Annotated in this window: 24 protein-coding genes; 14 read left to right on the top strand and 10 right to left on the bottom strand. The window is 71.9% G+C overall.

Going from position 1 to position 23,286, the window contains the following annotated elements; translation table 11 throughout:
- Together K7854_RS35120 and fabI are read left to right on the top strand one after the other, a co-directional pair.
- A partial coding sequence (locus tag K7854_RS35120) for a beta-ketoacyl-ACP reductase (RefSeq protein ID WP_226030607.1) occupies positions 1-651 on the top strand: 651 nt, incomplete at its 5' end.
- A 5-nt stretch (positions 652-656) separates the two neighbouring features.
- A complete protein-coding gene (gene fabI, locus K7854_RS35115; RefSeq protein WP_226030606.1) occupies positions 657-1,424 on the top strand; it encodes an enoyl-ACP reductase FabI in 768 nt (255 codons plus the stop codon).
- Between the two features lie 87 nt (positions 1,425-1,511).
- Here fabI and K7854_RS35110 read toward each other — a convergent pair whose 3' ends face one another.
- Positions 1,512-2,204 carry a FadR/GntR family transcriptional regulator gene (locus tag K7854_RS35110; protein WP_226030605.1) on the bottom strand — a complete coding sequence of 231 codons (693 nt, stop codon included), beginning with the start codon at positions 2,202-2,204 and terminating at the stop codon, positions 1,512-1,514.
- 58 nt (positions 2,205-2,262) lie between these two features.
- Here K7854_RS35110 and K7854_RS35105 point away from each other — a divergent pair, with 58 nt between their 5' ends.
- The 4 genes from K7854_RS35105 to K7854_RS35095 all read left to right on the top strand — a co-directional run bounded on the left by K7854_RS35105 (position 2,263) and on the right by K7854_RS35095 (position 4,819).
- Entirely contained in the window at positions 2,263-3,627 is a 1,365-nt protein-coding gene (locus K7854_RS35105) for a CynX/NimT family MFS transporter (RefSeq protein WP_226030604.1), read from the top strand.
- A 63-nt stretch (positions 3,628-3,690) separates the two neighbouring features.
- Complete coding sequence (locus K7854_RS37610; protein WP_264088129.1) at positions 3,691-3,807, top strand: SGM_5486 family transporter-associated protein; 117 nt, start codon at positions 3,691-3,693, stop codon at positions 3,805-3,807.
- A 197-nt stretch (positions 3,808-4,004) separates the two neighbouring features.
- Positions 4,005-4,211, top strand: coding sequence for a hypothetical protein (locus K7854_RS35100; protein WP_226030603.1), 207 nt, complete (start codon positions 4,005-4,007; stop codon positions 4,209-4,211).
- A gap of 89 nt (positions 4,212-4,300) precedes the next feature.
- Positions 4,301-4,819 (top strand): SixA phosphatase family protein, encoded by a 519-nt coding sequence (locus tag K7854_RS35095; protein ID WP_226030602.1) that lies wholly within the window; start codon positions 4,301-4,303, stop codon positions 4,817-4,819.
- A gap of 84 nt (positions 4,820-4,903) precedes the next feature.
- On the opposite strand, the gene serB is transcribed toward K7854_RS35095, so the two are convergent.
- Together serB and K7854_RS35085 are read right to left on the bottom strand one after the other, a co-directional pair.
- On the bottom strand, positions 4,904-6,136 hold the full coding sequence (gene serB / locus K7854_RS35090; protein ID WP_226030601.1) for a phosphoserine phosphatase SerB: 1,233 nt from the start codon (positions 6,134-6,136) through the stop codon (positions 4,904-4,906).
- A gap of 147 nt (positions 6,137-6,283) precedes the next feature.
- Positions 6,284-8,311, bottom strand: coding sequence for a streptophobe family protein (locus tag K7854_RS35085; protein WP_226030600.1), 2,028 nt, complete (start codon positions 8,309-8,311; stop codon positions 6,284-6,286).
- Positions 8,312-8,552: 241 nt separating this feature from the next.
- Between K7854_RS35085 and K7854_RS35080 the strand changes: the two genes are divergently transcribed.
- The gene (locus K7854_RS35080; RefSeq protein WP_226030599.1) at positions 8,553-11,147 is read left to right on the top strand and encodes an ABC transporter ATP-binding protein/permease; all 2,595 of its coding nucleotides are present in this window, start codon (positions 8,553-8,555) and stop codon (positions 11,145-11,147) included.
- A gap of 123 nt (positions 11,148-11,270) precedes the next feature.
- Here K7854_RS35080 and K7854_RS35075 read toward each other — a convergent pair whose 3' ends face one another.
- The 3 genes from K7854_RS35075 to K7854_RS35065 form a co-directional block, all read right to left on the bottom strand.
- Positions 11,271-11,990 (bottom strand): transglycosylase SLT domain-containing protein, encoded by a 720-nt coding sequence (locus K7854_RS35075; protein ID WP_226030598.1) that lies wholly within the window; start codon positions 11,988-11,990, stop codon positions 11,271-11,273.
- 353 nt (positions 11,991-12,343) lie between these two features.
- Entirely contained in the window at positions 12,344-13,453 is a 1,110-nt protein-coding gene (locus tag K7854_RS35070; RefSeq protein ID WP_226030597.1) for an S-adenosylmethionine:tRNA ribosyltransferase-isomerase, read from the bottom strand.
- Positions 13,453-14,148, bottom strand: a complete 696-nt coding sequence (locus K7854_RS35065; RefSeq protein WP_226030596.1) for an SDR family NAD(P)-dependent oxidoreductase — start codon at positions 14,146-14,148, stop codon at positions 13,453-13,455. The genes K7854_RS35070 and K7854_RS35065 overlap by 1 nt, the downstream gene beginning before the upstream one ends.
- A 217-nt stretch (positions 14,149-14,365) precedes the next feature.
- Between K7854_RS35065 and K7854_RS35060 the strand changes: the two genes are divergently transcribed.
- From K7854_RS35060 to chpE, 3 genes are all read left to right on the top strand, one after another.
- The gene (locus tag K7854_RS35060; RefSeq protein ID WP_226030595.1) at positions 14,366-15,511 is read left to right on the top strand and encodes a GAF domain-containing sensor histidine kinase; all 1,146 of its coding nucleotides are present in this window, start codon (positions 14,366-14,368) and stop codon (positions 15,509-15,511) included.
- On the top strand, positions 15,504-16,145 hold the full coding sequence (locus tag K7854_RS35055; RefSeq protein WP_226030594.1) for a response regulator: 642 nt from the start codon (positions 15,504-15,506) through the stop codon (positions 16,143-16,145). Before K7854_RS35060 ends, K7854_RS35055 begins: the two co-directional genes overlap by 8 nt.
- 171 nt (positions 16,146-16,316) lie before the next feature.
- The gene (gene chpE, locus K7854_RS35050; protein WP_226030593.1) at positions 16,317-16,565 is read left to right on the top strand and encodes a chaplin ChpE; all 249 of its coding nucleotides are present in this window, start codon (positions 16,317-16,319) and stop codon (positions 16,563-16,565) included.
- 169 nt (positions 16,566-16,734) lie between these two features.
- On the opposite strand, the gene K7854_RS35045 is transcribed toward chpE, so the two are convergent.
- Complete coding sequence (locus K7854_RS35045) at positions 16,735-17,517, bottom strand: Rv1486c family protein (protein ID WP_226030592.1); 783 nt, start codon at positions 17,515-17,517, stop codon at positions 16,735-16,737.
- A gap of 153 nt (positions 17,518-17,670) precedes the next feature.
- On the opposite strand from K7854_RS35045, the gene K7854_RS35040 reads away from it, so the two are divergent.
- The 3 genes from K7854_RS35040 to K7854_RS35030 all read left to right on the top strand — a co-directional run bounded on the left by K7854_RS35040 (position 17,671) and on the right by K7854_RS35030 (position 20,093).
- Entirely contained in the window at positions 17,671-18,468 is a 798-nt protein-coding gene (locus tag K7854_RS35040) for an ABC transporter ATP-binding protein (RefSeq protein WP_226030591.1), read from the top strand.
- 54 nt (positions 18,469-18,522) lie between these two features.
- Positions 18,523-18,954, top strand: a complete 432-nt coding sequence (locus K7854_RS35035; RefSeq protein WP_226030590.1) for an NfeD family protein — start codon at positions 18,523-18,525, stop codon at positions 18,952-18,954.
- A gap of 179 nt (positions 18,955-19,133) precedes the next feature.
- Positions 19,134-20,093: an SPFH domain-containing protein gene (locus K7854_RS35030; RefSeq protein WP_226030589.1), complete on the top strand. Its 960-nt coding sequence runs from the start codon at positions 19,134-19,136 to the stop codon at positions 20,091-20,093.
- A gap of 91 nt (positions 20,094-20,184) precedes the next feature.
- Here K7854_RS35030 and K7854_RS35025 read toward each other — a convergent pair whose 3' ends face one another.
- The 3 genes from K7854_RS35025 to K7854_RS35015 form a co-directional block, all read right to left on the bottom strand.
- Positions 20,185-20,691: an HNH endonuclease gene (locus K7854_RS35025; protein WP_007388340.1), complete on the bottom strand. Its 507-nt coding sequence runs from the start codon at positions 20,689-20,691 to the stop codon at positions 20,185-20,187.
- Between the two features lie 156 nt (positions 20,692-20,847).
- Positions 20,848-21,387 (bottom strand): YbhB/YbcL family Raf kinase inhibitor-like protein, encoded by a 540-nt coding sequence (locus tag K7854_RS35020; protein WP_226030588.1) that lies wholly within the window; start codon positions 21,385-21,387, stop codon positions 20,848-20,850.
- A 64-nt stretch (positions 21,388-21,451) separates the two neighbouring features.
- Complete coding sequence (locus K7854_RS35015; protein WP_102927320.1) at positions 21,452-22,234, bottom strand: sporulation protein; 783 nt, start codon at positions 22,232-22,234, stop codon at positions 21,452-21,454.
- A gap of 146 nt (positions 22,235-22,380) precedes the next feature.
- On the opposite strand from K7854_RS35015, the gene K7854_RS35010 reads away from it, so the two are divergent.
- The gene (locus K7854_RS35010; protein ID WP_226030587.1) at positions 22,381-23,022 is read left to right on the top strand and encodes a DNA-3-methyladenine glycosylase; all 642 of its coding nucleotides are present in this window, start codon (positions 22,381-22,383) and stop codon (positions 23,020-23,022) included.
- The last annotated feature ends 264 nt before the right edge of the window (positions 23,023-23,286 follow it).

Below are 23,286 nucleotides of genomic sequence, written 5' to 3'. Positions count from 1 at the left end.
GCCCGCGCCTTCGCCGACGCCGGCGACAACGTCGCGATCACATACCGCTCGGGTGAGCCCCCGGAGGGCTTCCTGGCCGTCAAGTGCGACATCACCGACACCGAGCAGGTGGAGCAGGCCTACAAGGAGATCGAGGAGACGCACGGTCCCGTCGAGGTCCTGGTCGCCAACGCCGGCGTCACCAAGGACCAGCTCCTGATGCGCATGTCGGAGGAGGACTTCACCTCCGTCGTCGAGACCAACCTCACCGGCACCTTCCGCGTGGTCAAGCGCGCCAACCGCGCCATGCTGCGCGCCAAGAAGGGCCGCGTCGTGCTCATCTCGTCGGTGGTCGGACTGCTCGGCTCCGCCGGGCAGGCGAACTACGCCGCCTCCAAGGCCGGTCTGGTCGGCTTCGCGCGCTCCCTCGCCCGTGAGCTGGGGTCGCGCAACATCACCTTCAACGTCGTCGCGCCCGGCTTCGTCGACACCGACATGACCAAGGTGCTCACCGACGAGCAGCGGGCGAACATCGTGTCGCAGGTGCCGCTGGGGCGGTACGCGCGGCCGGAGGAGATCGCCGCGACGGTGCGGTTCCTCGCCTCGGACGACGCCTCGTACATCACTGGAGCCGTCATCCCCGTTGACGGCGGACTGGGAATGGGTCACTGATCACCATGAGCGGAATTCTCGAGGGCAAGCGCGTCCTGATCACCGGCGTGCTGACGGAGTCCTCCATCGCCTTCCACGCCGCGAAGCTGGCCCAGGAGCAGGGCGCCGAGGTCATCCTGACCGCGTTCCCCCGGCCCACCCTGACCGAGCGCATCGCCAAGAAGCTGCCGAAGCCCGCCAAGGTCATCGAGCTGGACGTCACCAACGAGGAGCACCTCGCCCGGCTCGCCGACGTCGTCGGCGAGGAGCTGGGCGGCCTCGACGGCGTCGTGCACTCCATCGGCTTCGCCCCGCAGGACGCCCTCGGCGGCAACTTCCTCAACGCGCCGTTCGAGTCCGTCGCCACCGCCATGCACGTCTCGGCGTACTCCCTGAAGTCGCTGACCATGGCCTGCCTGCCGCTGATGCAGAACGGCGGTTCGGTCGTCGGCCTCACCTTCGACGCGCAGTTCGCCTGGCCGCAGTACGACTGGATGGGCCCGGCCAAGGCCGCGCTGGAGGCCACCAGCCGCTACATGGCCCGTGACCTGGGCAAGCAGAACATCCGCTGCAACCTGGTCTCGGCCGGCCCGATCGGTTCCATGGCCGCCAAGTCCATCCCGGGCTTCAGCGAGCTGGCCTCCGTGTGGGACAGCCGCTCCCCGCTGGAGTGGGACCTGAAGGACCCGGAGCCGGCCGGCCGCGGCATCGTCGCGCTGCTGAGCGACTGGTTCCCGAAGACCACGGGCGAGATCGTCCACGTGGACGGCGGTCTGCACGCCATCGGAGCCTGACCGGACGCCCCGCCCGAGGGCCCGCATCCCGTACGGGGTGCGGGCCCTCGCGCCGTCACGGCAGACGTGTCACCGCAGTGGCGCGGGTCAGTCGCCCGAGGGCGGGGTGAACAGCGCCGGACGGCACACGAACGGATAGGCCGCCGCCTCATCCGCCGCGGTCGCCGCGTCGCCCGCGCGGATCGCGTCCACCAGCCGGGCGTGGTCCATGTGCATCGCCGGGGACATGCCCTCGCCCACGTCGCCGCGCAGCCAGTCCCGCATCACCTCGCCCAGGTCCGCGTACATCGCGGTCATCACGTCGTTGTGCGAGGCGGCCACGACCGCCAGGTGGAACGTGGCGTCCGCCGACACGAACGCCTCCACCTCGCCCGTCTCCCAGGCCTCCTCCCGGCGCAGCAGCAGGGCGTCGATCTGCTTGAGGTCCTTCTCCGTGCGCCGCTCGGCGGCCAGGCGCGCGGCCGCCGACTCCAGCGTGGAACGCAGCTCGGCGATGTGCCGGGGGTCGGCGTCGGCGAAGCGGCGCTGCATCACGCCGGCCAGCTCGCTGGTGGCCACGACGTACGTGCCCGAGCCCTGGCGGATGTCCAGCAGACCGTTGTGGGCCAGCGCGCGGACCGCCTCACGGACCGTGTTCCGGGCGACGCCGAGCTGCTCCACCAGCTCCGGCTCCGTGGGGATGCGGGAGCCCACCGGCCACTCGCCCGAGGCGATCTGCTGCCGCAGCGCCGCGATGACCTGCTCGGACAGTGCCGAACGACGGGGATGGCTCAGCGGCATGGGTCACCTTCGCACACGAGTCGACGAGCGAATGGACAATCAATCATCCCATGATTCTATGATGGGCCTCATGGCTAGTGACGAGACCCGGACGGACACGCGTACGGAGGCAGGCCCGGCGGCAGGCACGGAGACACGCACGCAGGCGCGTGCCGACGGCGCGGTGCCCGAGGTACCCGGCGAGGCGCCCGCCACGCGCGCGTGGACCACGTGGACGACCCGGCTGCTCATGCTCGGCATCGTCCTGGCCGCGCTCAACCTGCGCCCCGCCATCACGAGCCTGGGCGCGCTCCTGGAGGAGGTCCGCGACGGGCTCGGCATGAGCGGCAGCATCGCCGGGCTGCTCACCTCCGTGCCCCCGCTCTGCTTCGCCGTCTTCGGGGTCACCGCCCCCCGGCTGGCCCGTCGCTTCGGGCCCGGCGCGGTGGTCTGCGCCGGCATGGTCGCCATCACCGCGGGCCTGCTGATACGCCCGTACGCCGGCGGCACGGGCGGCTTCCTGGCCGCCACCGCCCTGGCGCTGATGGGCATCGCGGTCAGCAACGTCCTGATGCCGGTCATCGTCAAGCGCTACTTCCCCGACCGTGTCGGCTCCATGACCGGCCTGTACTCGATGGCCCTCGCCTTCGGCACCTCCGTCGCCGCCGCGGCGACCGTGCCCGTGACCAACGCGCTGGGCGGCCACTGGCAGCCCGGCCTCGCGGTCTGGGCCGTGCTGCCCGCGCTGGCCGTGCTGCCCTGGATCCCCTTCGTGCGGAACCGGACGGCACCGGCCGCCGCGGCGCCGTCCACGCCGCCGCCGGGGCGGGAGGGCGACAAGCCCGCGGAACAGCCCCCGCTGCGGATCACCCGCAGTCGCACCGCCTGGGCGCTCGCCGTCTTCTTCGGTCTCCAGGCCACCGCCGCCTACATCACGATGGGCTGGATGGCGCAGATCTTCCGGGACTCGGGCGTCTCCGCCGGCACCGCCGGGCTGCTGCTCGCCGTCATCATGGTGATGGGCGTGCCGCTCGCCTTCGTCATCCCGCGCGTGGCGACCCGCCTGCCCCACCAGGGCCCGATCGTGCTCGTCCTGGGCCTGTGCGGGCTCGCCGGATACGCCGGTCTGTACTTCGCCCCGGTCGGCGGGGCCTGGGCCTGGGCCCTGCTGCTCGGCGTCTCCAACTGCGCCTTCCCGCTCGCGCTGACCATGGTCGGGATGCGGGCCAGGACGGGAGCGGGCGTCGCCCAGCTGTCCGCCTTCGCGCAGAGCACGGGTTACCTGATCTCCATCCCGGGCCCGCTCCTGGTGGGCGTGCTCTACCAGCACAGCGGCGGCTGGGGACTGCCGATCGCGCTGATGAGCGCGCTGATGGTGCCGCAGATCGTGGTGGGCGTGCTGGCCGGGCGCAACCGCACGGTGGAGGACGAGGCGGCCCGCTGACCCGGGCCGGCGGCCTGCTGACCCGCCAGGACCGGTCCGCGCGGGGGATGCGAGACTTGCCGTATGCCAGTCCTCGACCCGAACCCCCAGCACGGCCAGAAGAAGATGCTGATCGTCTTCGGCTCCTTCCTCGCGATCTTCGTGATCATCGCCGTCATCGCGAGCATCGCCTCGCCGTGACCCGCCTCGCCGTGACCCCGCCCCCGTCGGCCGGACGGTGGGGTTAACCCCCCGTCCCCTAGGGGGCCAGGGTCAGGGTCAAGTGGGTGGACCTCCGGATGGGTTGGGCCCCGCGGATTCCGTAACTTCGAGATGTGCCCGCGACAGCGGGCCGCGGAGCACGGACCAGGGACGCCCGAAGACCAGCGGAGGCACTCATGTCGGCCCCAATCCACACCCGGCCTCCCCACGCGACCCGGGGCGGCGTCGACATCCGGCTGCCCTGGTGGGCCCTGGCCCTGCCCGTGCTCGCCTTCGTCGCGCTGCTCCTGCTGATACTCAATCCCGCCGACGCCCACGCGGCCGCCGAGCAGCCCGCGATCTCCCACCTGCTGGAGCGGCTGGAGCAGCTGGCCGCGCGCTGAGCGCCGCCCCCGGGCCCGCACCCGTCCCGTGCGGGTCCGCATGTCAACTCCCAGAGCCCTATGGCCTGTTTCGTGCGAAGCTGGATGGCATGAGCGTCGCAGAACCCCGCAGGATTGTTCTCTTCCGGCATGCGAAAGCCGACTGGCCACAGGTGACCGACCACGAGCGACCGCTCGCCGACCGGGGCCGCATGGACGCCGCGGAGGCCGGGCGTCGGCTGGCGGACACCGGCGTGACCTTCGACCAGGCCCTGTGCTCCACCTCGGCCCGGACCCGCGAGACCTGGAAACTCGCCGTCCAGGAGTTCCCGCACCGGCCGAAAACCGTCTACGAGGAGCGGATCTACGAGGCCTCCCCCGGCGAGCTGATCGCCGTGCTCAACGAAACCCCCGACGATCTGCGCAACGTGCTGGTGATCGGCCACAACCCGGGCATGGAGGCACTGACCGAGATCCTGGCCGGCTCGGCCGAGGACGAGGTCCGCGAGCGGATCGGCCGCCGGGGCTTTCCGACCGCCGCCTTCGCCGTCCTGACCTTCACGGGCTCCTGGAAGGACGTGGAGCCCGGCCGGGCCGCCCTGGTCGACTACTGGGCGCCGACCGACTGACCCGCCCCGCCGGATGCGACAGGGCCCGGCACCCTCGCGGTCCGGGCCCTCGCCGTACCGGACGCCCGCCCGTACGTCCGCCGGTCAGGGCCGCTCGGCGGGCTCACCCGGGCCCTCGTCCAGCGTGTCCGCGGCCTCGACCTCCTCGCGGGTGATGCCCAGCAGATAGAGCACCGTGTCCAGGAAGGGCACGTTCACCGCGGTGTGCGCCGCCTCGCGCACCACCGGCTTGGCATTGAAGGCGACCCCGAGCCCGGCCGCGTTCAGCATGTCCAGGTCGTTGGCGCCGTCACCGATCGCCACGGTCTGCGACAGCGGCACGCCCGCCTCGGCGGCGAAGCGGCGCAGCAGCCGCGCCTTGCCCGCCCGGTCCACGATCTCCCCGGTGACCCGGCCGGTCAGCCGGCCGTCGACGATCTCCAGCGTGTTGGCCTGGGCGAAGTCCAGCCCCAGCTGCTCCCGCAGGGCGTCGGTGACCTGGGTGAAGCCGCCGGAGACGACACCCACCTGGTAGCCGAGCCGCTTCAGCGTGCGGATCAGGGTGCGGGCACCCGGCGTCAGCCGCACCTCGGCGCGCACCTTGTCCACCACGGAGGCGTCGAGACCCGCCAGCAGGGCCACGCGCGCGTGCAGCGACTGCTCGAAGTCCAGCTCCCCGCGCATCGCCGCCGCCGTCACCTCGGCGACCTTGTCCTCGCAGCCGGCGTGCGCGGCGAACAGCTCGATGACCTCGTCCTGGATCAGTGTGGAGTCCACGTCCATCACCACCAGGCGCTGCGCCCGCCGGTGCAGCCCCGCCGCGACGACCGCGATGTCCACGCCGAGCGCCGCGGCCTCGGTGGCCAGGGCCGTGCGCAGCGGTTCGGTCGCCACGCCGGACACCGCGAACTCGACCGCGGTCACCGGGTACTTGGCCAGCCGGAAGATGCGGTCGATGTTGCTGCCCGACTCCGTGATCCGGGCCGCTATGGCGGCGGTCGCCTCCGCGGTGAGCGGGTGCCCGAGCACCGTGACCAGGGAGCGGCCGAGCCCGCGCGGCCGGTTGTCGCCGATGCCGGAGATGATCTCCGCCTGCAGCTTCAGCGACTCGGCCCAGCTGTGGACGGTCGCCCGCAGATCGCCCTCCAGACCACGCGGCGGCTCCGTCACGAGCGCGCACAGCACGATCCGGCCACGGGTGACGACCTGCTCGATGTCGACGACATCGACGGAGTAGGCGGCGAGAGTGTCGAACAGGCCGGCCGTGATGCCGGGCCGGTCCTTGCCGAAGATCTTGACGAGAAGAGTGGGAACGTCAGAGGTCTGCGAAGCGCTCATGGTGCTCCCACCGTATCCGGCACCCGGTGCCGCACGCCCCCGAGGTCCGACTGGCGGACAGGAGCCGCGAGGGGCGGGGCGCGGGGGGTGCCGGGTCCGGCCGGACGCGGACGTCGGCTCCACGGCACGGCGGCCGCAGCCCTTCGCTCACCGGCCCCCGGGGCGCCGCGGCGGCGCGGGCGGCGGGGGCGGCGGGGGAGGAGGGCCTTCGCCCCAGGGCCGGGACGGTGGCCGTTGGCCCGGCCGCGGCGGCCGTCGCGGGGCCCCCGGGGGCGGCTCCAGCGGCCCGGCCACCGTCGGGGCGCCGTACACGTCGTCGTCCGGCCGGGGGTCCGCCCCGCCGTCCTCCCGGCCCGCCCCGGCGCCGTCCTGCCCGGGGTCGCCGCCCCGGCGGTCCGCGCCGCTCCCGCCCTGCCGCTCCTGGCCCTGCCCCGCGCCCGCGGGCAGCGGCGACCCCGGCGCCGTATGCCCGGGCCCCGGCGGGGACCCCGTGGCGCGCGTCGGCGGCGCCGCGCCCGCCGGCCGGGCGTCCTCGGGCTCCCCTGACGTTCCCCACGCGCCCGGCGCCGTGCCGGACCCGGCCCCAGAGCCCGGCCACTCCCGCGACCGCAGGTAGGGATTGGTGTCCGGATCGGACGGCCGGTACGGCGTACCCGGTCGGTACGGCCCCGAGACCGGGCCCGCGCACGCAGCACCGCCCACACCCTCCGTACCGCCCACACCGCCCTTGCTGCCCACACTCCCCGTCACCGTCCCGGCACTGCGTGCCAACCTCGCCAGTCCCGCCGCCCGCGTCCCCGCCGCCCCGCTCATCCGCGCCAGCAGCGCCCCGGCCGCTCCCGCCCCCGCGCCCCAGGCGGCACCCAGCAGCAGGGCCGCGCCGAGATGTCCGCGCAGGTCGATGCCCGCGCCGAAGGCGTCGATGCCGAGCACCGACAGGGACGCGTCCACGGACACCTGAGTGAGCCGGACCGCCAGCGGCAGCGCCACCGCGCCGGCCACGCCCAGCCGCAGCGCGCAGCGCCCGCAGAAGACGAGTGGACGTGCGTCGCCGGGCCCCACCGGCGTCCGTACCGCCGTCAGCACCCCGGCCAGCAGCATCATCAGCGCCGCGGCCACCCCCAGCAGCCACACCCGCCCGTCCAGCTCCGCCAGCCGCCCCAGCGTGACCGGCCGTTCGGCGCCGGAGCCGAGCAGGTCGTCCAGGGGAGCCGGGAGGACACCCACCAGCGCGCCGGTGGCCCGCCCGTCCCACGGCACGAACAGGCCGATCGGGATCCCGAGCCAGACCCCGTTCGGCGCGCCCAGCAGCGCGGCCCCCGCGATCCGCCGGGGGTGGTCGTCGCCGATCGCCGCCCAGACCGCCGCCGCGAGGCCGGCCGCCACCGCCGTCAGCGCCACCGTGACCAGGGCGGACACGGCCGGCCGCACCACCCTGTGCACGGCTTCGCACCCGCGCGGCAGGGGAGTGCGGCGCGAGGCCAGCAACGCGATCAGCAGCACTCCGGCGGACCAGACGAGACCGCCCAGCAAGGTCGGTCCGGTGTCCACCGTGAACCCGACGGCGGCCCGGGCGTCCACGAGGTCACCGACCCGGTCGGGCAGCAGCCCGCCGATGTCGCCCACGTCCCCGAGCCCGGGGATCTCCAGCCCGCCGCCACCGCCGCCGTCGCCCCCGCCGGGCAGGTCGTCGAGCCCGAGCGAGGCGCCGTCGAAGGTGACGACGTCCTGCCCCGCCCAGGCCAGCCCGCCCGTCATCGCCACGAACAGCGCGACCACCGTGCCCACCCGCGCGAGGAGTTCGGCCGGGGAGACGACAACTCCGGCCGCCCGCAGGGACCGCAGGAAGAAGAACGACAGGAACAGCGCCCCGACCAGGCCGACCCCCAGTGGCGTGATCTCGATGGCCGTGTGTGCCTGGGCCCCTTCGAGACCGAACGAAGACACCTCACCGGCCGGTGTGACCGAACCGCCCGCCCCGAGCGCCACGACCGCCGCGGTCATCGGCCCGAGCGAGCCCGCCGCGTCCGCGTCGAGCAGGTGCAGGCCGAGTGCCGCCGTCCCCGCCATGCCGATCAACGCCCAGCTCACGGAGGCGATCGCGGACAGCAGTACGTCGCCCCACGGCACCCGGGTGCCGTACCCCTCGGTGCCGACGCTCGTGGACGCGTTCATGGCAGACCCCCCGATCCGCTGCGCGGTCAGGTTGCCGCGCATGTCCCCCCTCGCGTGGAATACCACTCTCCGGGCAGGTTTCAACCCCGTCAACGGGAACGGCCGATGGGTGCCTACGCACTTTTCACAAGGCCCGACTTTCGGTCAGGGCCCCGAGCCTGAAATAGTTCCCCCCGATGTTCGACATCCCTAGACTCCCCGCGACGGGAGCACATCGGGGGACAACTCAGTGGGGCATGGAGTGCCGGAACTCGTACTGGAATCCAATGGACGGACCTGGACGCTCGATCCGTCCCGGTCATACGCGCTAGGACGCGATCCGCAGGGGGAGCTTGTTTTCGACGACGCCAGGGTCTCCTGGCGGCATGCCACGATCAGTTTCAACGGCCGCAGTTGGGTGGTCGAGGACCACGGCAGCACCAACGGCACCTTCGTGCACGGGCAGCGGGTCCAGCAGACGGAACTGGGCGCCGGCACGGTGCTGAACCTGGGCAACGCCAACGACGGGCCGCGCGTGAGCCTGAGCGGCGCACCGGCCCAGGCCGGAGCGCCGCAGGCCCAGCCGCAGCAGCAGCCGTACGCCGCGCAGGGCGCGAACGCGGGCTGGGCCCAGCAGGCGCCGCCCGCGCAGGAGCCGTTCCAGCAGCAGGCGCCGCCCCAGCAGCACCAGGCCCAGGCGGCCCAGCACCAGGCCCAGCAGGCCGGCTGGCAGCAGCAGCCGCAGCAGGCCGCGGCGCAGCCCCAGCAGGCTGCGCCGCACTTCCCCCAGCAGCAGGGACCAGGCGGCGCGGCGGGGGCGCCACCGGTCTACGGGGACCGCAGCCCGACCACGTTCCACCAGTTCTCGCTCGGCCGCGTCATGCGCATCGGCCGTGCCCTGGAGAACGAACTGGTCGTCTCCGACCTCCAGGTCTCCCGTCACCACGCGGAGTTCCACTCGACGCCCGACGGTCGTATGGAGATCCGCGACCTCGGCTCGCACAACGGCACGTACGTCAACGGCCAGCCGATCGCCAAGGGCGGCTCCCAGCTGCTCGGACCGACCGACATCGTCGGTGTCGGCCACTCGACGTTCCGGATCGTCGGCGACCGGCTGGAGGAGTTCGTCGACACCGGTGAGGTGTCCTTCTCCGCCCGGCACCTGACCGTCACGGTCGACGGCGGCAAGCAGATCCTCAAGGACGTCTCCTTCGGCGTCCCCGAGAAGTCGCTGATCGCGGTCATCGGCCCGTCCGGCTCCGGCAAGTCGACCCTGCTCAAGGCGCTCACCGGCTACCGGCCCGCCGACCAGGGCGAGGTCCTCTACGACAACCGGAACCTGTACAAGCAGTTCGCCGAGCTGCGCCAGCGCATCGGTCTGGTCCCGCAGGACGACATCCTGCACAAGGAGCTGACCGTCAAGAAGGCGCTCAAGTACGCGGCGAAGCTCCGCTTCCCGGCCGACACCACGGCCGCCGAGCGCGACGCCCGCATCGACGAGGTGCTGCGCGAGCTGAAGCTGGACATCCACAAGGACAAGAAGGTCACGTCCCTGTCCGGCGGCCAGCGCAAGCGCGTCTCCGTCGCCCTGGAGCTGCTGACCAAGCCGTCGCTGATCTTCCTGGACGAGCCGACCTCCGGCCTCGACCCGGGCATGGACCGGGACGTCATGCAGCTGCTGCGCGGCCTCGCCGACGACGGCCGCACCGTCCTGGTCGTCACCCACTCGGTGGCCGAGCTGGCGACCTGCGACAAGCTGCTGGTGATGGCGCCGGGCGGTTCGGTGGCGTACTTCGGCCCGCCGGAGGAGGCGCTGAACTTCTTCGGCTACGACACCTGGGCCGACGTCTTCTCCGCCTTCGAGAACTACCGCGACTACGACTGGGCCGGCCGCTGGAAGGGCTCGCAGCACTACCAGATGTACGCCGCGGACCTGGACGCCGTCGCACCGCAGTCCGTACAGGTGCCGCCGATGCAGGCGATGAAGCCGCCGAAACCGCAGGGCTGGATGTCCCAGTTCGTCACGCTGGTGCGGCGCTACGTCTCGGTGATCGCCTCCGACAAGGGCTTCCTGGCCCTGATGGTGATCCTGCCGGCCGTGCTGGGCGCGGTGAGCCTGCTCATCGACGCGGACAAGGGCCTGCTGCCCAACCCGGCGAACCCGCAGACCGGGCGGATCATCCCGAACGGCACCGCCACCACGGTGCTGCTGATCCTCGCGGTCGGCGCCTGCTTCGCCGGTGCCGCCAACTCGGTCCGAGAGCTGATCAAGGAACGGGTGATCTACGAGCGGGAACGCGCGACCGGCCTGTCCCGGTCCGCGTACCTGATGTCCAAGGTCTTCGTGCTCGGTCTGATCACGGTGTTCCAAGGTCTGCTGGTCGGCGTGATCGGCTTCGCCAGCCGCGAGATCCCGGAGGAGGGGCTGGTCCTCGGGGGGATGACGCTGGTCGAGCTGTCCCTGCCGATCATGGCCCTCGGCTTCACCTCGATGATGTTCGGCCTGGTCATCTCGTCGCTGGTGAAGACCGCCGAGAAGACCATGCCGCTGCTGGTGATGTTCGCGATCATCCAGGTCGTCTTCACCGGCTGCCTCTTCGCCCTGAACGGCGCGGTCGGCGTCAACCAGTTCTCGTACCTGATGCCCTCGCGCTGGGCGGTCGCCGCGGCCGGTGCCACGCTGGACTTCAACAAGATCAGCCCGCCCGAGAAGGGTGCCGAGGCCGACCCCCTGTGGGAGCACACCGTGGGCGCCTGGGGCATGGACATGGCCGCGCTGATCGTCCTCGGCGTGATCTGCGGCTTCTTCGTCGCCCGCTTCCTGCGCCGGCACGAGCCCGAGGTCATGCGCAAGTAGCCCGAGGTCCGGCGGGCCCGGAGGTCCCCGCACGCCCCGAAGGGCGGCACCCCGTCAGGAGGGTGCCGCCCTTCGGCGTTGCGGTGCGGCGTCGGCGACGTCGTGAAGAGGTCCGCGCCGACCTCAGTACGCGCTGTCGACGTTGTCCATGGTGCCGTACTTGTCCGCGGCGTAGTTGCACGCGGCGACGATGTTGGCGACCGGGTCGTAGATGTTCTTCGAGGTGCCGGCCACGTGGTAGGCCTCGAACGTCGGCGGGATGACCTGGAGCAGGCCCTTCGACGGGATGCCGTTGATGGCGTTGATGTCCCAGTCGTTGATGGCCATCGGGTTGCCGGAGGACTCCCGCATGATGTTGCGGTGGATGCCCTCGTAGGAGCCGGGGATGCCGTGCTTCTTCATGATGGCCCGGGCCTCGCGGATCCAGCCGTCGAGGTTGTTGGGGTAGGACTTCGGCGCGGCCTTCTTGACCTCGGTGCGCTGCGCGGAGCGGCTGGTGGACTCCTTGGCCTCGCGCTTGGCGGCGGCCTTCTTGGCGGCGGCCTTCTTCTCGGCGGTCGCCTTCTTGGCGGCCGCCTCCTGCTTGGCCTCGATGGCCGCCACCTTCTGGCTGGCGCCGGCGAGCTGGCCGGTGACACCGGCGTGCACGTCCTGGATCTGCTTGGTGCTGTACGCCACCTTGGCCGTGGGAGCGGCCTCGCTCGTGGTCGTCGTCTGACCGCTGGCCGGGACGGCGGTGAAGGCGACGGCGGCGGCGCCGAGCGTGCCGACACCGGCGATCGCGATCTTGTGCGTGCGGTTCAGGGAACGACTGCGACCACGGGGAAGGATGTTCTTGAGCATGGCGGGATAGACCTCTTCGAATAGCGCGGAGGTCGCTCTCGTCCGGTGGGGACAGTTGGTGCTTCCGGCACAAACGCCGCGGGGGAGAACCCACGGCGCTGAGCGACGAGAGCAATTCTTAGCGGTCGCAAAATCCGGAGGCAAAGGTGTGACGTACTATCCGGGATAGTGGATCAGGGAACGGCAAAGCGGGGCAGATTGGACCATCTGCCCCGCTCAAAACGGACGAGTCGCTCTCCTACTCCCCTTCGTACGTGACGTGCGCCCTATGCCCGGGCTCACATCGACACCCCACCGTTCTCACTGATGGTTGCTGGAGCAATGCAACGTGTGAGGGGGTGTGCGGCGCCCTCCTACGGCAGGAGGAGATGGACGTCCCCGAACTCGTGCCACAGGTAGCGCCCGCGCACCGCCGCCTCGTACCCGCGGTCGATCGCCGCCCGCCCCGCCACCGCCTCCAGCATCAGCAGATGCGAGGCCTCCGGCTCGTGCAGCCCCGTCAGCAGGCCCTGCACCACCCGCACCCCGCGCTCCGGAGTCACCACCAGACCGGTCCACCCCGCCCGCGCCCGTACGACCCCGTCCGGGCCGGCCGCCGACTCCACCGCCCGTACGGCCGTCGTCCCCACCGCCACCACCCGCCCGTCACCGGCCCGTACGGTGTTGATCAGCCGGGCCGACGCCTCCGGCACGGCGTACCGCTCCGGGTAGGGCGGCTCGTGCGACTCCGCCGAGGCCACCCCCGTGTGCAGCGTCACCGGCGCGAACTGCACCCCCCGGCTCACCAGCTCCGCCACCAGCCGCGCAGTGAAGGGCCGCGCCGCGCTCGGCATCTCCGCGCTGCCCGTCCCGTCCCCGGACGGCAGCGCGAACACCGTCTGGTAGACGGACAGCGGCTGGTCCCGCTCCGTATAGGAGTAACGAATGGGCCGCCCGTGCGCCCGCAGCAGCGCGGGCACCTCCACCCCCGCCACCCGCGCCCACCACAGCCGCTCCCCGCGCGCACTCAGCGGCTCCTCCAGCACCAGCCGCGCACCACCCGGCAGCCGCACCCTCGTCCCCGCCAGGCCACCGCACCCCCGCCCCCGCACGCCCTCCCCTTCTTCCGCACGCGCGCGCGGGAGGCCCGTCACCTCCGCACGCGCGCGCGTGGTGCCCCGCCCGTCCGGTTCCCGCAGCTCCACCGCCCACCGCCCGTCGTCCCCGCGGGTGGAGAAGTGCACCACCACGCGCGCGTGCCCGACCCGGCCGTCCACGGCGGCGGCCAGCGTGGGCGAGGTGTTCACCACCAGCAGATCACCGGCCCGCAGCAGCCCAGGCAGCTCCGCGAACCCGTGGTGCGACACCTCGGTGCCCCGCGACACCAGCAGCCGTACGCCGTCCCGGTCCAGCCCCGGCTCCCGCTGCTCGACCGGCACCCGGGCCGACAGCTCCTGCGGGACCCGCACCGCCAGCGACGACATCAGCGCGCCTCCAGCAGCGCCGGAGCCCCGTAGCGCCCGCTCGCCGGACGCTCGTCCAGCAGCCGCAGCAGCGCCGGCACCACACTCGCCGGATCCGGCCGCGGGTCGTCGTCGTCCGGCACGGCCGCCGCGTACAGGTCCGTGGCCATGTCCCCCGGATCCACCGCCCAGACCCGCAGCCCCGGCTCCTCCTCGCCCAGCACCGCCGCCAGCTGGTCCAGGGCCGCCTTGGACGCCCCGTAGCCGCCCCACGTCTCGTACGCCTCGGCGGCCGCGTCCGAGCTGATCGTCACCACCGTGCCCGCGGCGGACGCCCGCAGCAGCGGCAGCGCCTCCCTGACCAGTCCCAGCGCGGCCACCACGTTCACCTCCAGGGCCCGCCGCAGACCCTCCAGGGGCAGCTCCGCCAGCCGCACCAGCGGCTCGGCGCCCAGCGCGCTCGCGTTGCTGACCAGCAGATCCACGCCGCCCAGCCGCCGGGCCTCGGTCACCAGCCCCGTCCGGTGCCAGGAGTCGGTGACGTCGCCGGGCAACGCCGCCACGCGCGTGCCGTACGCCTCCAGCGCCCTCGCCGTCTCCTTGAGCACCTCCGGATTCCTGGCGTCCAGCACCAGATCCCATCCCCGTGCCGCCAGGGCCTCGGCGAACGCCCGGCCCAGTCCCTTGGACGCCCCCGTGATGATCGCAACCGGCATGACACCGTCCCCTTCGTCGTCCCCGCCGTCCGTCCGGCCGGCGTGCTCCTCAACGTAGGAACCGGCCCTCGCCCCTCGCCTCGGGCACGGGCCGCAACCGGTCAGGGCCCTTCGCCCTAGGCCCGACGGGCGGGACCCCGGACCTAGTCCCACCGCCCTAGGCGACGCCCGTCACCGGGCCGATCCCGCCCCCGGGCGCCGCGGGTACCGTGAGGACATGAGTCACGGCCCCCGGTCCGGCCTCACCGCGGTGAGTTCCGCGCTGCTGGCCATGAGCAGGCACCTGGAGGTGCGCGACGTCCTCAAGACGATCGTCGCCTCGGCCCGCGAGCTGCTCGATGCGCAGTACGCCGCCCTCGGCGTCCCCGACGACCACGGCGGCTTCGCCCAGTTCGTGGTCGACGGCGTCAGCGACGAGCAGTGGAAGGCCATCGGCCCGCTGCCGCGCCAGCACGGCATCCTCGCCGCGATGCTCCACGAGGCCACCCCGGAGCGCCTCGCCGACGTCCGCAAGGACCCCCGCTTCGGGGGCTGGCCCTCCGCCCACCCCGACCTGGTCGACTTCCTGGGCCTGCCGATCCGCGACGGCGACGAGGTGCTCGGCGCCCTGTTCCTCGCCAACAAGAACTGCGCCAGGCCCACGGGCACCTGCGGCTTCACCCCGGACGACGAGGAACTGCTCGGCATCCTCGCCCAGCACGCCGCGATCGCCCTCACCAACGCGCGCCTGTACGAGCGCAGCCGTGAGCTGACCATCGCCGAGGAGCGCTCCCGCCTCGCCCACGAGCTGCACGACGCGGTCAGCCAGAAGCTGTTCTCGCTGCGCCTGACCGCCCAGGCCGCCACCGCCCTGGTCGACCGCGACCCCGCACGGGCCAAGGGCGAGCTGCACCAGGTCGCCATGCTCGCCGCCGAGGCCGCCGACGAACTGCGTGCCGCCGTCGTCGAGCTGCGCCCCGCCGCGCTGGAGGAGGACGGCCTCGTCGCCACCCTGCGCACCCAGATCCAGGTCCTCGACCGCGCCCACGCCGCGCACGTCACCTTCGCCGGCCACGGGGTCAAGGCCCTGCCGGCCGCCCAGGAGGAGGCGCTGCTGCGCGTGGCCCAGGAGGCCCTGCACAACGCCCTGCGCCACTCCGGGGCCGAGCACGTCGCGGTGACCCTGCACCGGCGGGGCACCGGAACCGTGCTGCGGATCACCGACGACGGCGGCGGTTTCGACCCGCGCACGGTACGCCGCGCCGGACGCCACCTCGGCCTGGTCTCGATGCGCGACCGGGCCAGCGGCACCGGCGGCCGGCTGACCGTGCGGTCCGCGCCCGGCGAGGGCACCACGATCGAGATGGAGGTTCCCGGTGGCTGACGCGATCAAGGTGCTGCTCGTCGACGACCACCAGGTGGTGCGCCGGGGACTGCGCACCTTCCTGGAGGTACAGGACGACATCGAGGTGGTCGGCGAGGCCGCGGACGGCGCCGAGGGCGTCGACCGCGCCCAGGAGCTGAAGCCCGACGTGATCCTCATGGACGTCAAGATGCCGGGCATGGACGGTGTCGACGCGCTGCGCAGGCTCCGGGAGCTGGACAACCACGCGCGCGTACTGGTCGTCACCAGCTTCACCGAGCAGCGCACCGTGGTCCCGGCCCTGCGCGCCGGAGCGGCCGGGTACGTGTACAAGGACGTCGACCCGGACGCGCTGGCCGGCGCCATCCGCTCCGTCCACGCCGGACACATCCTGCTCCAGCCCGAGGTCGCGGGCGCCCTCCTGAGCCAGGAGGAGAGCGGCTCCGGGCCGGGCCGGGCCGGGTCGCTCACCGAGCGGGAACGCGAGGTGCTGGGACTGATAGCGGACGGCCGCTCCAACCGGGAGATCGCGCGGGCGCTGGTCCTCTCGGAGAAGACGGTGAAGACCCACGTCTCGAACATCCTGATGAAGCTCGACCTGGCCGACCGCACGCAGGCCGCCCTGTGGGCGGTACGGCACGGCGTGGCCGGCTGACCGCGACCGACCGCCCCCCCGTACGCGGGGCGGCGGCGGAGGGTTCCCCTCCGGTCAGAGATTCATACCGTCGTGGGAATGTCCCCCATATGGCGCATCCTTCGAGGGGTCCGGCCGTTCTTCAGTGCGCACCACGGCGACTGCCGCGGTGATCGCAAGGAGGGCTTGTAAGTGAAGAACCTGAAGAAGGCAGCGGCCGTGACGATGGTGGCCGGCGGCCTGATCGCCGCCGGTGCGGGCATGGCCTCCGCCACCGACGGCGGCTCCCACGCCCACGGCGAGGCCATCGGCTCCCCGGGCGTCGCCTCCGGCAACGTGGTCCAGGCGCCGATCCACATCCCGGTCAACGCCGTCGGCAACAGCGTCAACGTCATCGGCGTCCTGAACCCGGCCTTCGGCAACCTGGGCGTCAACCACTGACACCAGGCGCCAACGATGCCTGCGGCCTCCCGGGACTTCTGGGAGGCCGCATCGGCATGAAGCAGCCCGTCCGGCGTTTGAGGACGAGGCCGTTCAGGCCGAAAGCGGGGGGCTGGGGGCGCAGCCCCAGCCCGGGCACACCCACGCGGGGCACGATCCGGAGAACCGGTCACCGCATCCCCCGCTCCACCACAACGGAGTTGTACGCCGCGACCTGCGCCCGCCGGGCCACCCGCTCCACCGGCCTGAGCGCCTCCCCCCGCGCGGCCATCTCGGCCGCGCTCACCGCACCCCCGTGCCCGTTCTCCGACGCCAGCGACACCAGCATCCCCACCCGCTGGGCCAACTCCAGCACCCGCACCGCCCGCGGCGGATACCCCGGCGCCAGCACCTCGCGCCCACGCTCCGCCCGCGCCCGGTACGCCGCGACCGCCGCCTCCGCCACCGGCCCCGACCCGGCGACGTCCAGCCGCGTCAGCACCTCCGTCGCGTCCCGCAGCGCCTCCGCCAGCTCCCGCTCCGCCTCCCCGAGCGAGGGCACGTCCGCAGGCGGGGCCTCCCGCACCGGCAGGCAGTGCCACACCACCTCGACGTGCACATCACCCTCGGGCCCCGCCTCGTACACCTCCGGCACAAGGCCCAGCGCCGCCCCCTCGCAGATCACCGCCTCCTCGGCCTCCAGCGCCCGGGCGTTGAACTCCGGCGGACCGCTCAGCCCCAGCGGATGCCCCGGCGCGGGCAGCGCGACCCGCAGCCCGGCCGCCCCGAGCGCCCGCAGCCGCCCCAGCGCCAGCGTGAGACCGACCGGGGCGTCTTCACCCGGCAGCCCCGCCACCCGGTGCACGGCGTCCTCGCCGGCGATCGCGACCGCGGCGTCGTCCGGCGGTACCAAATGGGCAATAAGGGCATTTCCCCAGGCGGCAAGGCGCCCTGCGCGTGGTTCCGAGAGCATCCCCCCACCCTAAGGACCGGACCGATGGAACGGTGCGGCCGACCGGTGGCGTAGATTTCCTGGAGGGGCCTGCGCCCACCGGCGCCGCGGCCCGAGTCACAGGTGTACGCGACAGCCGAGACCGGCCACAATGCAAGGGGAGACAACGCGCTCATGAGCGATGTTCTGGAGCTTCAGGACGTATCCGTGGTCCGTGAGGGCCGGGCTCTGGTGGACCAGGTCTCCTGGTCGGTCAAGGAGGGCGAGCGCTGGGTCATCCTCGGCCCCAACGGCGCCGGCAAGACCACCCTCCTCAACGTCGCGTCCAGCTACCTCTACCCGAGCACCGGCACCGCCACCATCCTCGGCGAGACCCTGGGCAAGCCCGGCACCGACGTCTTCGAACTGCGCCCGCGCATCGGCATCGCCGGCATCGCCATGGCCGACAAGCTGCCCAAGCGCCAGACCGTCCTGCAGACCGTGCTGACCGCCGCCTACGGCATGACCGCCGGCTGGCAGGAGGAGTACGAGGACATCGACGAGCAGCGCGCCCGCGCCTTCCTCGACCGCCTCGGCATGACCGAGTACCTGGACCGCAGGTTCGGCACCCTCTCCGAGGGCGAGCGCAAGCGCACGCTGATCGCCCGCGCCCTGATGACCGACCCCGAGCTGCTCCTCCTCGACGAGCCCGCCGCCGGTCTCGACCTCGGCGGCCGCGAGGACCTCGTCCGCCGCCTCGGCCGTCTCGCCCGCGACCCCATCGCGCCCTCCATGATCATGGTGACCCACCACGTCGAGGAGATCGCCCCGGGCTTCACCCACGTCCTGATGATCCGTCAGGGCAAGGTCCTGGCCGCCGGCCCGCTGGAGCTGGAACTCACCTCCCGCAACCTGTCCCTGTGCTTCGGCCTCCCGCTCATCGTCGAGCAGGCCGGGGACCGGTGGACCGCGAAGGGGCTCCCGCTGTCCTGACCCGCCCCCCGTGCGCCCTGTCCCCGGCATCCCCGGCGGACCTACCATGACAGCGTGAACGACATCGACGCATGGGTGTGGTGGCTCGTCGCCGCGGCAGCGCTCGGAATCCCGCTCGTCGTGACCGCGATGCCGGAGTTCGGGATGTTCGCCGTCGGCGCGGTCGCCGCCGCCGTCGCCTCCGGACTGGGCGCGGACCTGGTCGTCCAGGTGCTCGTCTTCGTCATCGTCTCGGTCGCCCTCATCGCCGTCGTACGGCCCATCGCCGCCCGACACCGCTCCCAACAGCCCCAACTGGCCACGGGAATGGACGCCCTGAGGGGCAGACAGGCCGTCGTACTGGAACGGGTCGACGGCTCGGGCGGCCGCATCAAACTGGCCGGGGAGGTCTGGTCGGCACGCGCCCTGGACACCGGACGGACCTTCGAGCCCGGCGAGGAAGTGGACGTCGTGGAGATCGACGGGGCCACGGCCGTCATCATGTGACCTGGCCGTGCCCAAGTGGCCCGAACGTCCCCCGCACGGTGCGACGGTCTGTCAGACTCGACCAGCAAGATCCTCAACAGCCGTAAGATCAGCAGTAGTCAGGGTCAGCCAGGCCAACAGGACCTGGGCACACAGGATCTGCCGGAGCGCCGAGGCGGAGAAGGGGACGGACACCCACGATGGAACCGGTCATCATCGTCCTGATCATCCTGGTGGTGTTGGTCTTCATCGCCCTGATCAAGACCATCCAGGTCATTCCACAGGCCAGCGCCGCCATCGTCGAGCGCTTCGGCCGCTACACGCGGACCCTCAACGCGGGCCTCAACATCGTGGTCCCGTTCATCGACACCATCCGCAACCGCATCGACCTGCGCGAACAGGTCGTCCCCTTCCCGCCGCAGCCGGTCATCACGCAGGACAACCTGGTCGTCAACATCGACACCGTCATCTACTACCAGGTGACCGACGCCCGCGCCGCCACCTACGAGGTCGCCAGCTACATCCAGGCCATCGAGCAGCTCACCGTCACCACCCTGCGCAACATCATCGGCGGCATGGACCTGGAGCGGACCCTCACCTCCCGCGAGGAGATCAACGCGGCCCTGCGCGGCGTCCTCGACGAAGCCACCGGCAAGTGGGGCATCCGCGTCAACCGCGTCGAACTCAAGGCCATCGAACCGCCCACCTCCATCCAGGACTCGATGGAGAAGCAGATGCGCGCCGACCGCGACAAGCGCGCCGCGATCCTCCAGGCCGAAGGTGTCCGGCAGTCCGAGATCCTGCGCGCCGAGGGTGAGAAGCAGTCCCAGATCCTGCGGGCCGAAGGTGAGGCCAAGGCCGCGGCCCTGCGCGCCGAGGGCGAGGCCCAGGCCGTCCGCACGGTCTTCGAGGCCATCCACGCCGGCGACCCGGACCAGAAGCTGCTCTCCTACCAGTACCTCCAGATGCTCCCCAAGATCGCCGAGGGCGACGCCAACAAGCTCTGGATCGTCCCCAGCGAAATCGGCGACGCCCTCAAGGGCCTCTCCGGCGCGATGGGCAACATCGGCGGCCTGGGAGGCGGTTCGGGCAGCGGAGGCGGCAACGGCGGCGCGAGCGTCCCGCCCCAGGAACGCCGCGAGAAGCCGTCGATCGACTAGGGGCCCGCGCCCAAGGGGCGCGGGGAACTGCGCGAACAGCCACGAACGGCCCGCACCCGGCGTCAAAACCCCATGCCCGACGGCGCAGCCGTCACGCCGCGTCCAACACCAACCACTCCGGCAACGCCGCGAAGTCGTCCCGGGCCAGCGCCAGCAACATCGCATCCGCGGGCGTCGGCTCGAACGGCTCCCGCAGCAACGGCATCCCCGCCTGCTCCGGAGTCCGGTTCGCCTTGCGGTGATTGTCCTCCGCACACGAGGCCACCGTGTTCAGCCACGTGTCCTGCCCGCCGTGCGACCGCGGCACCACGTGGTCGACGGTCGTCGCCCGCCGCCCGCAGTACGCGCACCGGTGCCGGTCCCGGACCAGCACGCCCCGCCTCGACCACGGAGCGCGTCTTCGGAACGGCACCCGTACGTACTGGCACAGCCTGATCACCCGGGGCGCGGGTATGTCGAGAGCGGCGCCGCGCATCCGCAGCGAGGGGTGGGCCTGCTCGACGACGGCCTTGTCCTGGAGCACCAGAACGACGGCTCGGTTCAACGTCACCGTCGACAACGGCTCGAAGCTCGCGTTCAGCACCAGCGTGTCCCGCATACCAGCCCACCTCCCGTGCGCACCGGCCCACCCCCTGGCGGGCTGGGATCAACTCTGGCCGGGCACGCCGAGATGGACAACGCAATATAAAGATGCCCGCCCCTGATCCATTCCAAGACCAGGGACGGGCAAACGTTCCATGAACGCTCAGCTGAGTCAGCTGTCGGCAGGCACCTCGTACTCACCGATGAGCTGGGCCCGCGCGATCGTGTGGAACCGCAGGTTGAAGCCGACGAACGCCGGAGTGCCGTCCGCGTCCGGGCCGAGCTTCTCCTGGTCCACGGCGTACACCGTGAACACATACCGGTGCGGTCCGTCCCCGGCCGGCGGCGCGGCACCGCCGAAGTCCTTGGTGCCGTAGTCGTTGCGCGCCTGTACGGCACCCTGCGGCAGCCCCTCGAACGAGCCGCTGCCCGCACCCACCGGCAGCTCGGTCACCGAGGCCGGGATGTCGAACACCACCCAGTGCCAGAACCCGCTGCCCGTCGGCGCGTCCGGGTCGTAGCACGTCACGGCGAAGCTCTTGGTCTCGGCCGGGAAGCCCTCCCACCGCAGCTGCGGCGAGGTGTTCCCGGCCGCGTAGACCTGGGCGTCCTTGAGCGTCCCGCCCTCCTGAACGTCCTCACTCGTGACGGTGAACGACGGCACGGGCGGGTGGAAGTCATGGGGGAGCGGACGCCGCTTCAGCTCGGTCACCTCGGTACCTCCTGATGTTCTGGTGCAGAGATGACCGAGCCTACGGGCTCGCCCCCCGGATCCCTCAGAACCAGTTGCGCTTGCTGCCGACCTCGGAGAGCCACTGGTTGAGGTACGCCGTCCAGTCGGTGCCCTGGTAGTCGTTCAGCCCGACCTTGAAGGACCGGAAGGTGTCGCTGCCCTCGCTGAACAGCCCCGGCTTCTTGTCCATCTCCAGCACGACGTCCATCGCCTGCGCGTCGGCCACGAAGCTCAGCTCGACCTGGTTCAGCCCGCGGTACTGCTGCGGCGGGAAGAACTCGATCTCCTGGTAGAAGGGCAGCTGCTGCCGCGTACCCCGGATGTGACCGCGCTCCATGTCCGCGCTCTTGAAGCGGAAGCCCAGGCCGATGAACGCGTCCAGGATCGCCTTCTGCGCCGGCAGCGGGTGCACGTTGATCGGGTCCAGGTCGCCGGAGTCCACGGCGCGCGCGATCTCCAGCTCCGTGGTGACGCCGATGTTCATCCCGCGCAGCGCCTGCCCGTCGATCATGGTGATCGGCGTCTCCCACGGGATCTCCAGGCCGAACGGCACCGCGTGCACCGCACCGGCCTTCAGCTCGAAGGCGCCACCGAGCCGCACCTTGGTGAACTCGATGTCCTGCTTGTACTCCTGGTCGCCGCTCTCCACCTCGACCTTCGCCTGGAGCCCGACCGACAGCCCCTCGATCTCCTGGTCGACGGACCCTCCCTGGATCCGCACCTCGCCCTGGACGACACCCCCCGGAACGACGTTGACCTCGCTCAGCACGGTCTCAACCGAAGCCCCGCCGGCCCCCAGGCTCGCGAGCAGCTTCTTGAACGCCATGTCTCTCCCTCTCCAGGCTTGCGTGTGAATCCTCGATCCCTACAAACGCGATCCGGCCGTGGCCGGTTCCGCGCCCCACACCCTGGCAAGGCGGACGCTCCCTGACCACCCCGCACACGGTCCCGGCTGCGTTACGCTCGGACGGCATGATCGCGAGCCCCGACCGTACGCCCCTGCCCAGGGATTTCTTCGACCGCCCCGTGCTCGACGTGGCCCCCGACCTCCTGGGCCGCGTCCTGGTGCGCCACACCCCGGACGGTCCGATCGCCCTCCGCCTCACCGAGGTGGAGGCCTACGACGGTCAGAACGACCCCGGCTCGCACGCCTACCGCGGTCGCACCCCCCGCAACGACGTGATGTTCGGTCCCCCCGGACACGTGTACGTCTACTTCACCTACGGCATGTGGTTCTGCATGAACCTGGTGTGCGGGCCCGAGGGCAGGTCCAGCGCGGTCCTGCTCCGCGCCGGCGAGATCATCGAGGGCGCCGAGCTGGCGCGGACCCGTCGACTCTCCGCCCGCAATGACAAGGAACTGGCCAAAGGGCCGGCCCGCCTCGCCACGGCCCTGGGCGTGGACCGCGCCCTGAACGGCACGGACGCGTGCACGTCGGAGGACACCCCGCTGCGCATCCTGACCGGTGCCCCCGTGCCCGGTGACCAGGTACGCAACGGACCCAGGACCGGTGTGGCCGGCGAAGGCGGCGTGCACCCCTGGCGGTACTGGGTCGCCGACGACCCGACGGTCAGCCCCTACCGGGCACATGTCCCGAGGAAGCGCCGAAGTTGACTCTCCCTTGGCAAACGCGTAACGTAGCCCGAGCCGCTTGACCCGGGTACGGCAATCGCCAGCAGCCGGAAGCGGCCAACCCACTACCTACGACTTCCCTCAGCGGGAGCGAATTCGGCATGTCCGCATGCCTGAATTCGAACTCGCAGGACTCGATTATGAGTCCACGGAGAGATCGGCTAACGTAGTGAATGTCGAAAGGCCGACGAGCGAAAGCCCGAAAGCAGTCGACAAATCCCGCCGACAGGGAATCGGATCGAAAAG

Source organism: Streptomyces hyderabadensis, from assembly GCF_020404845.1.
Taxonomy (GTDB): domain Bacteria; phylum Actinomycetota; class Actinomycetes; order Streptomycetales; family Streptomycetaceae; genus Streptomyces; species Streptomyces hyderabadensis.
This window is presented reverse-complemented; position numbering and strand designations above follow the sequence as displayed.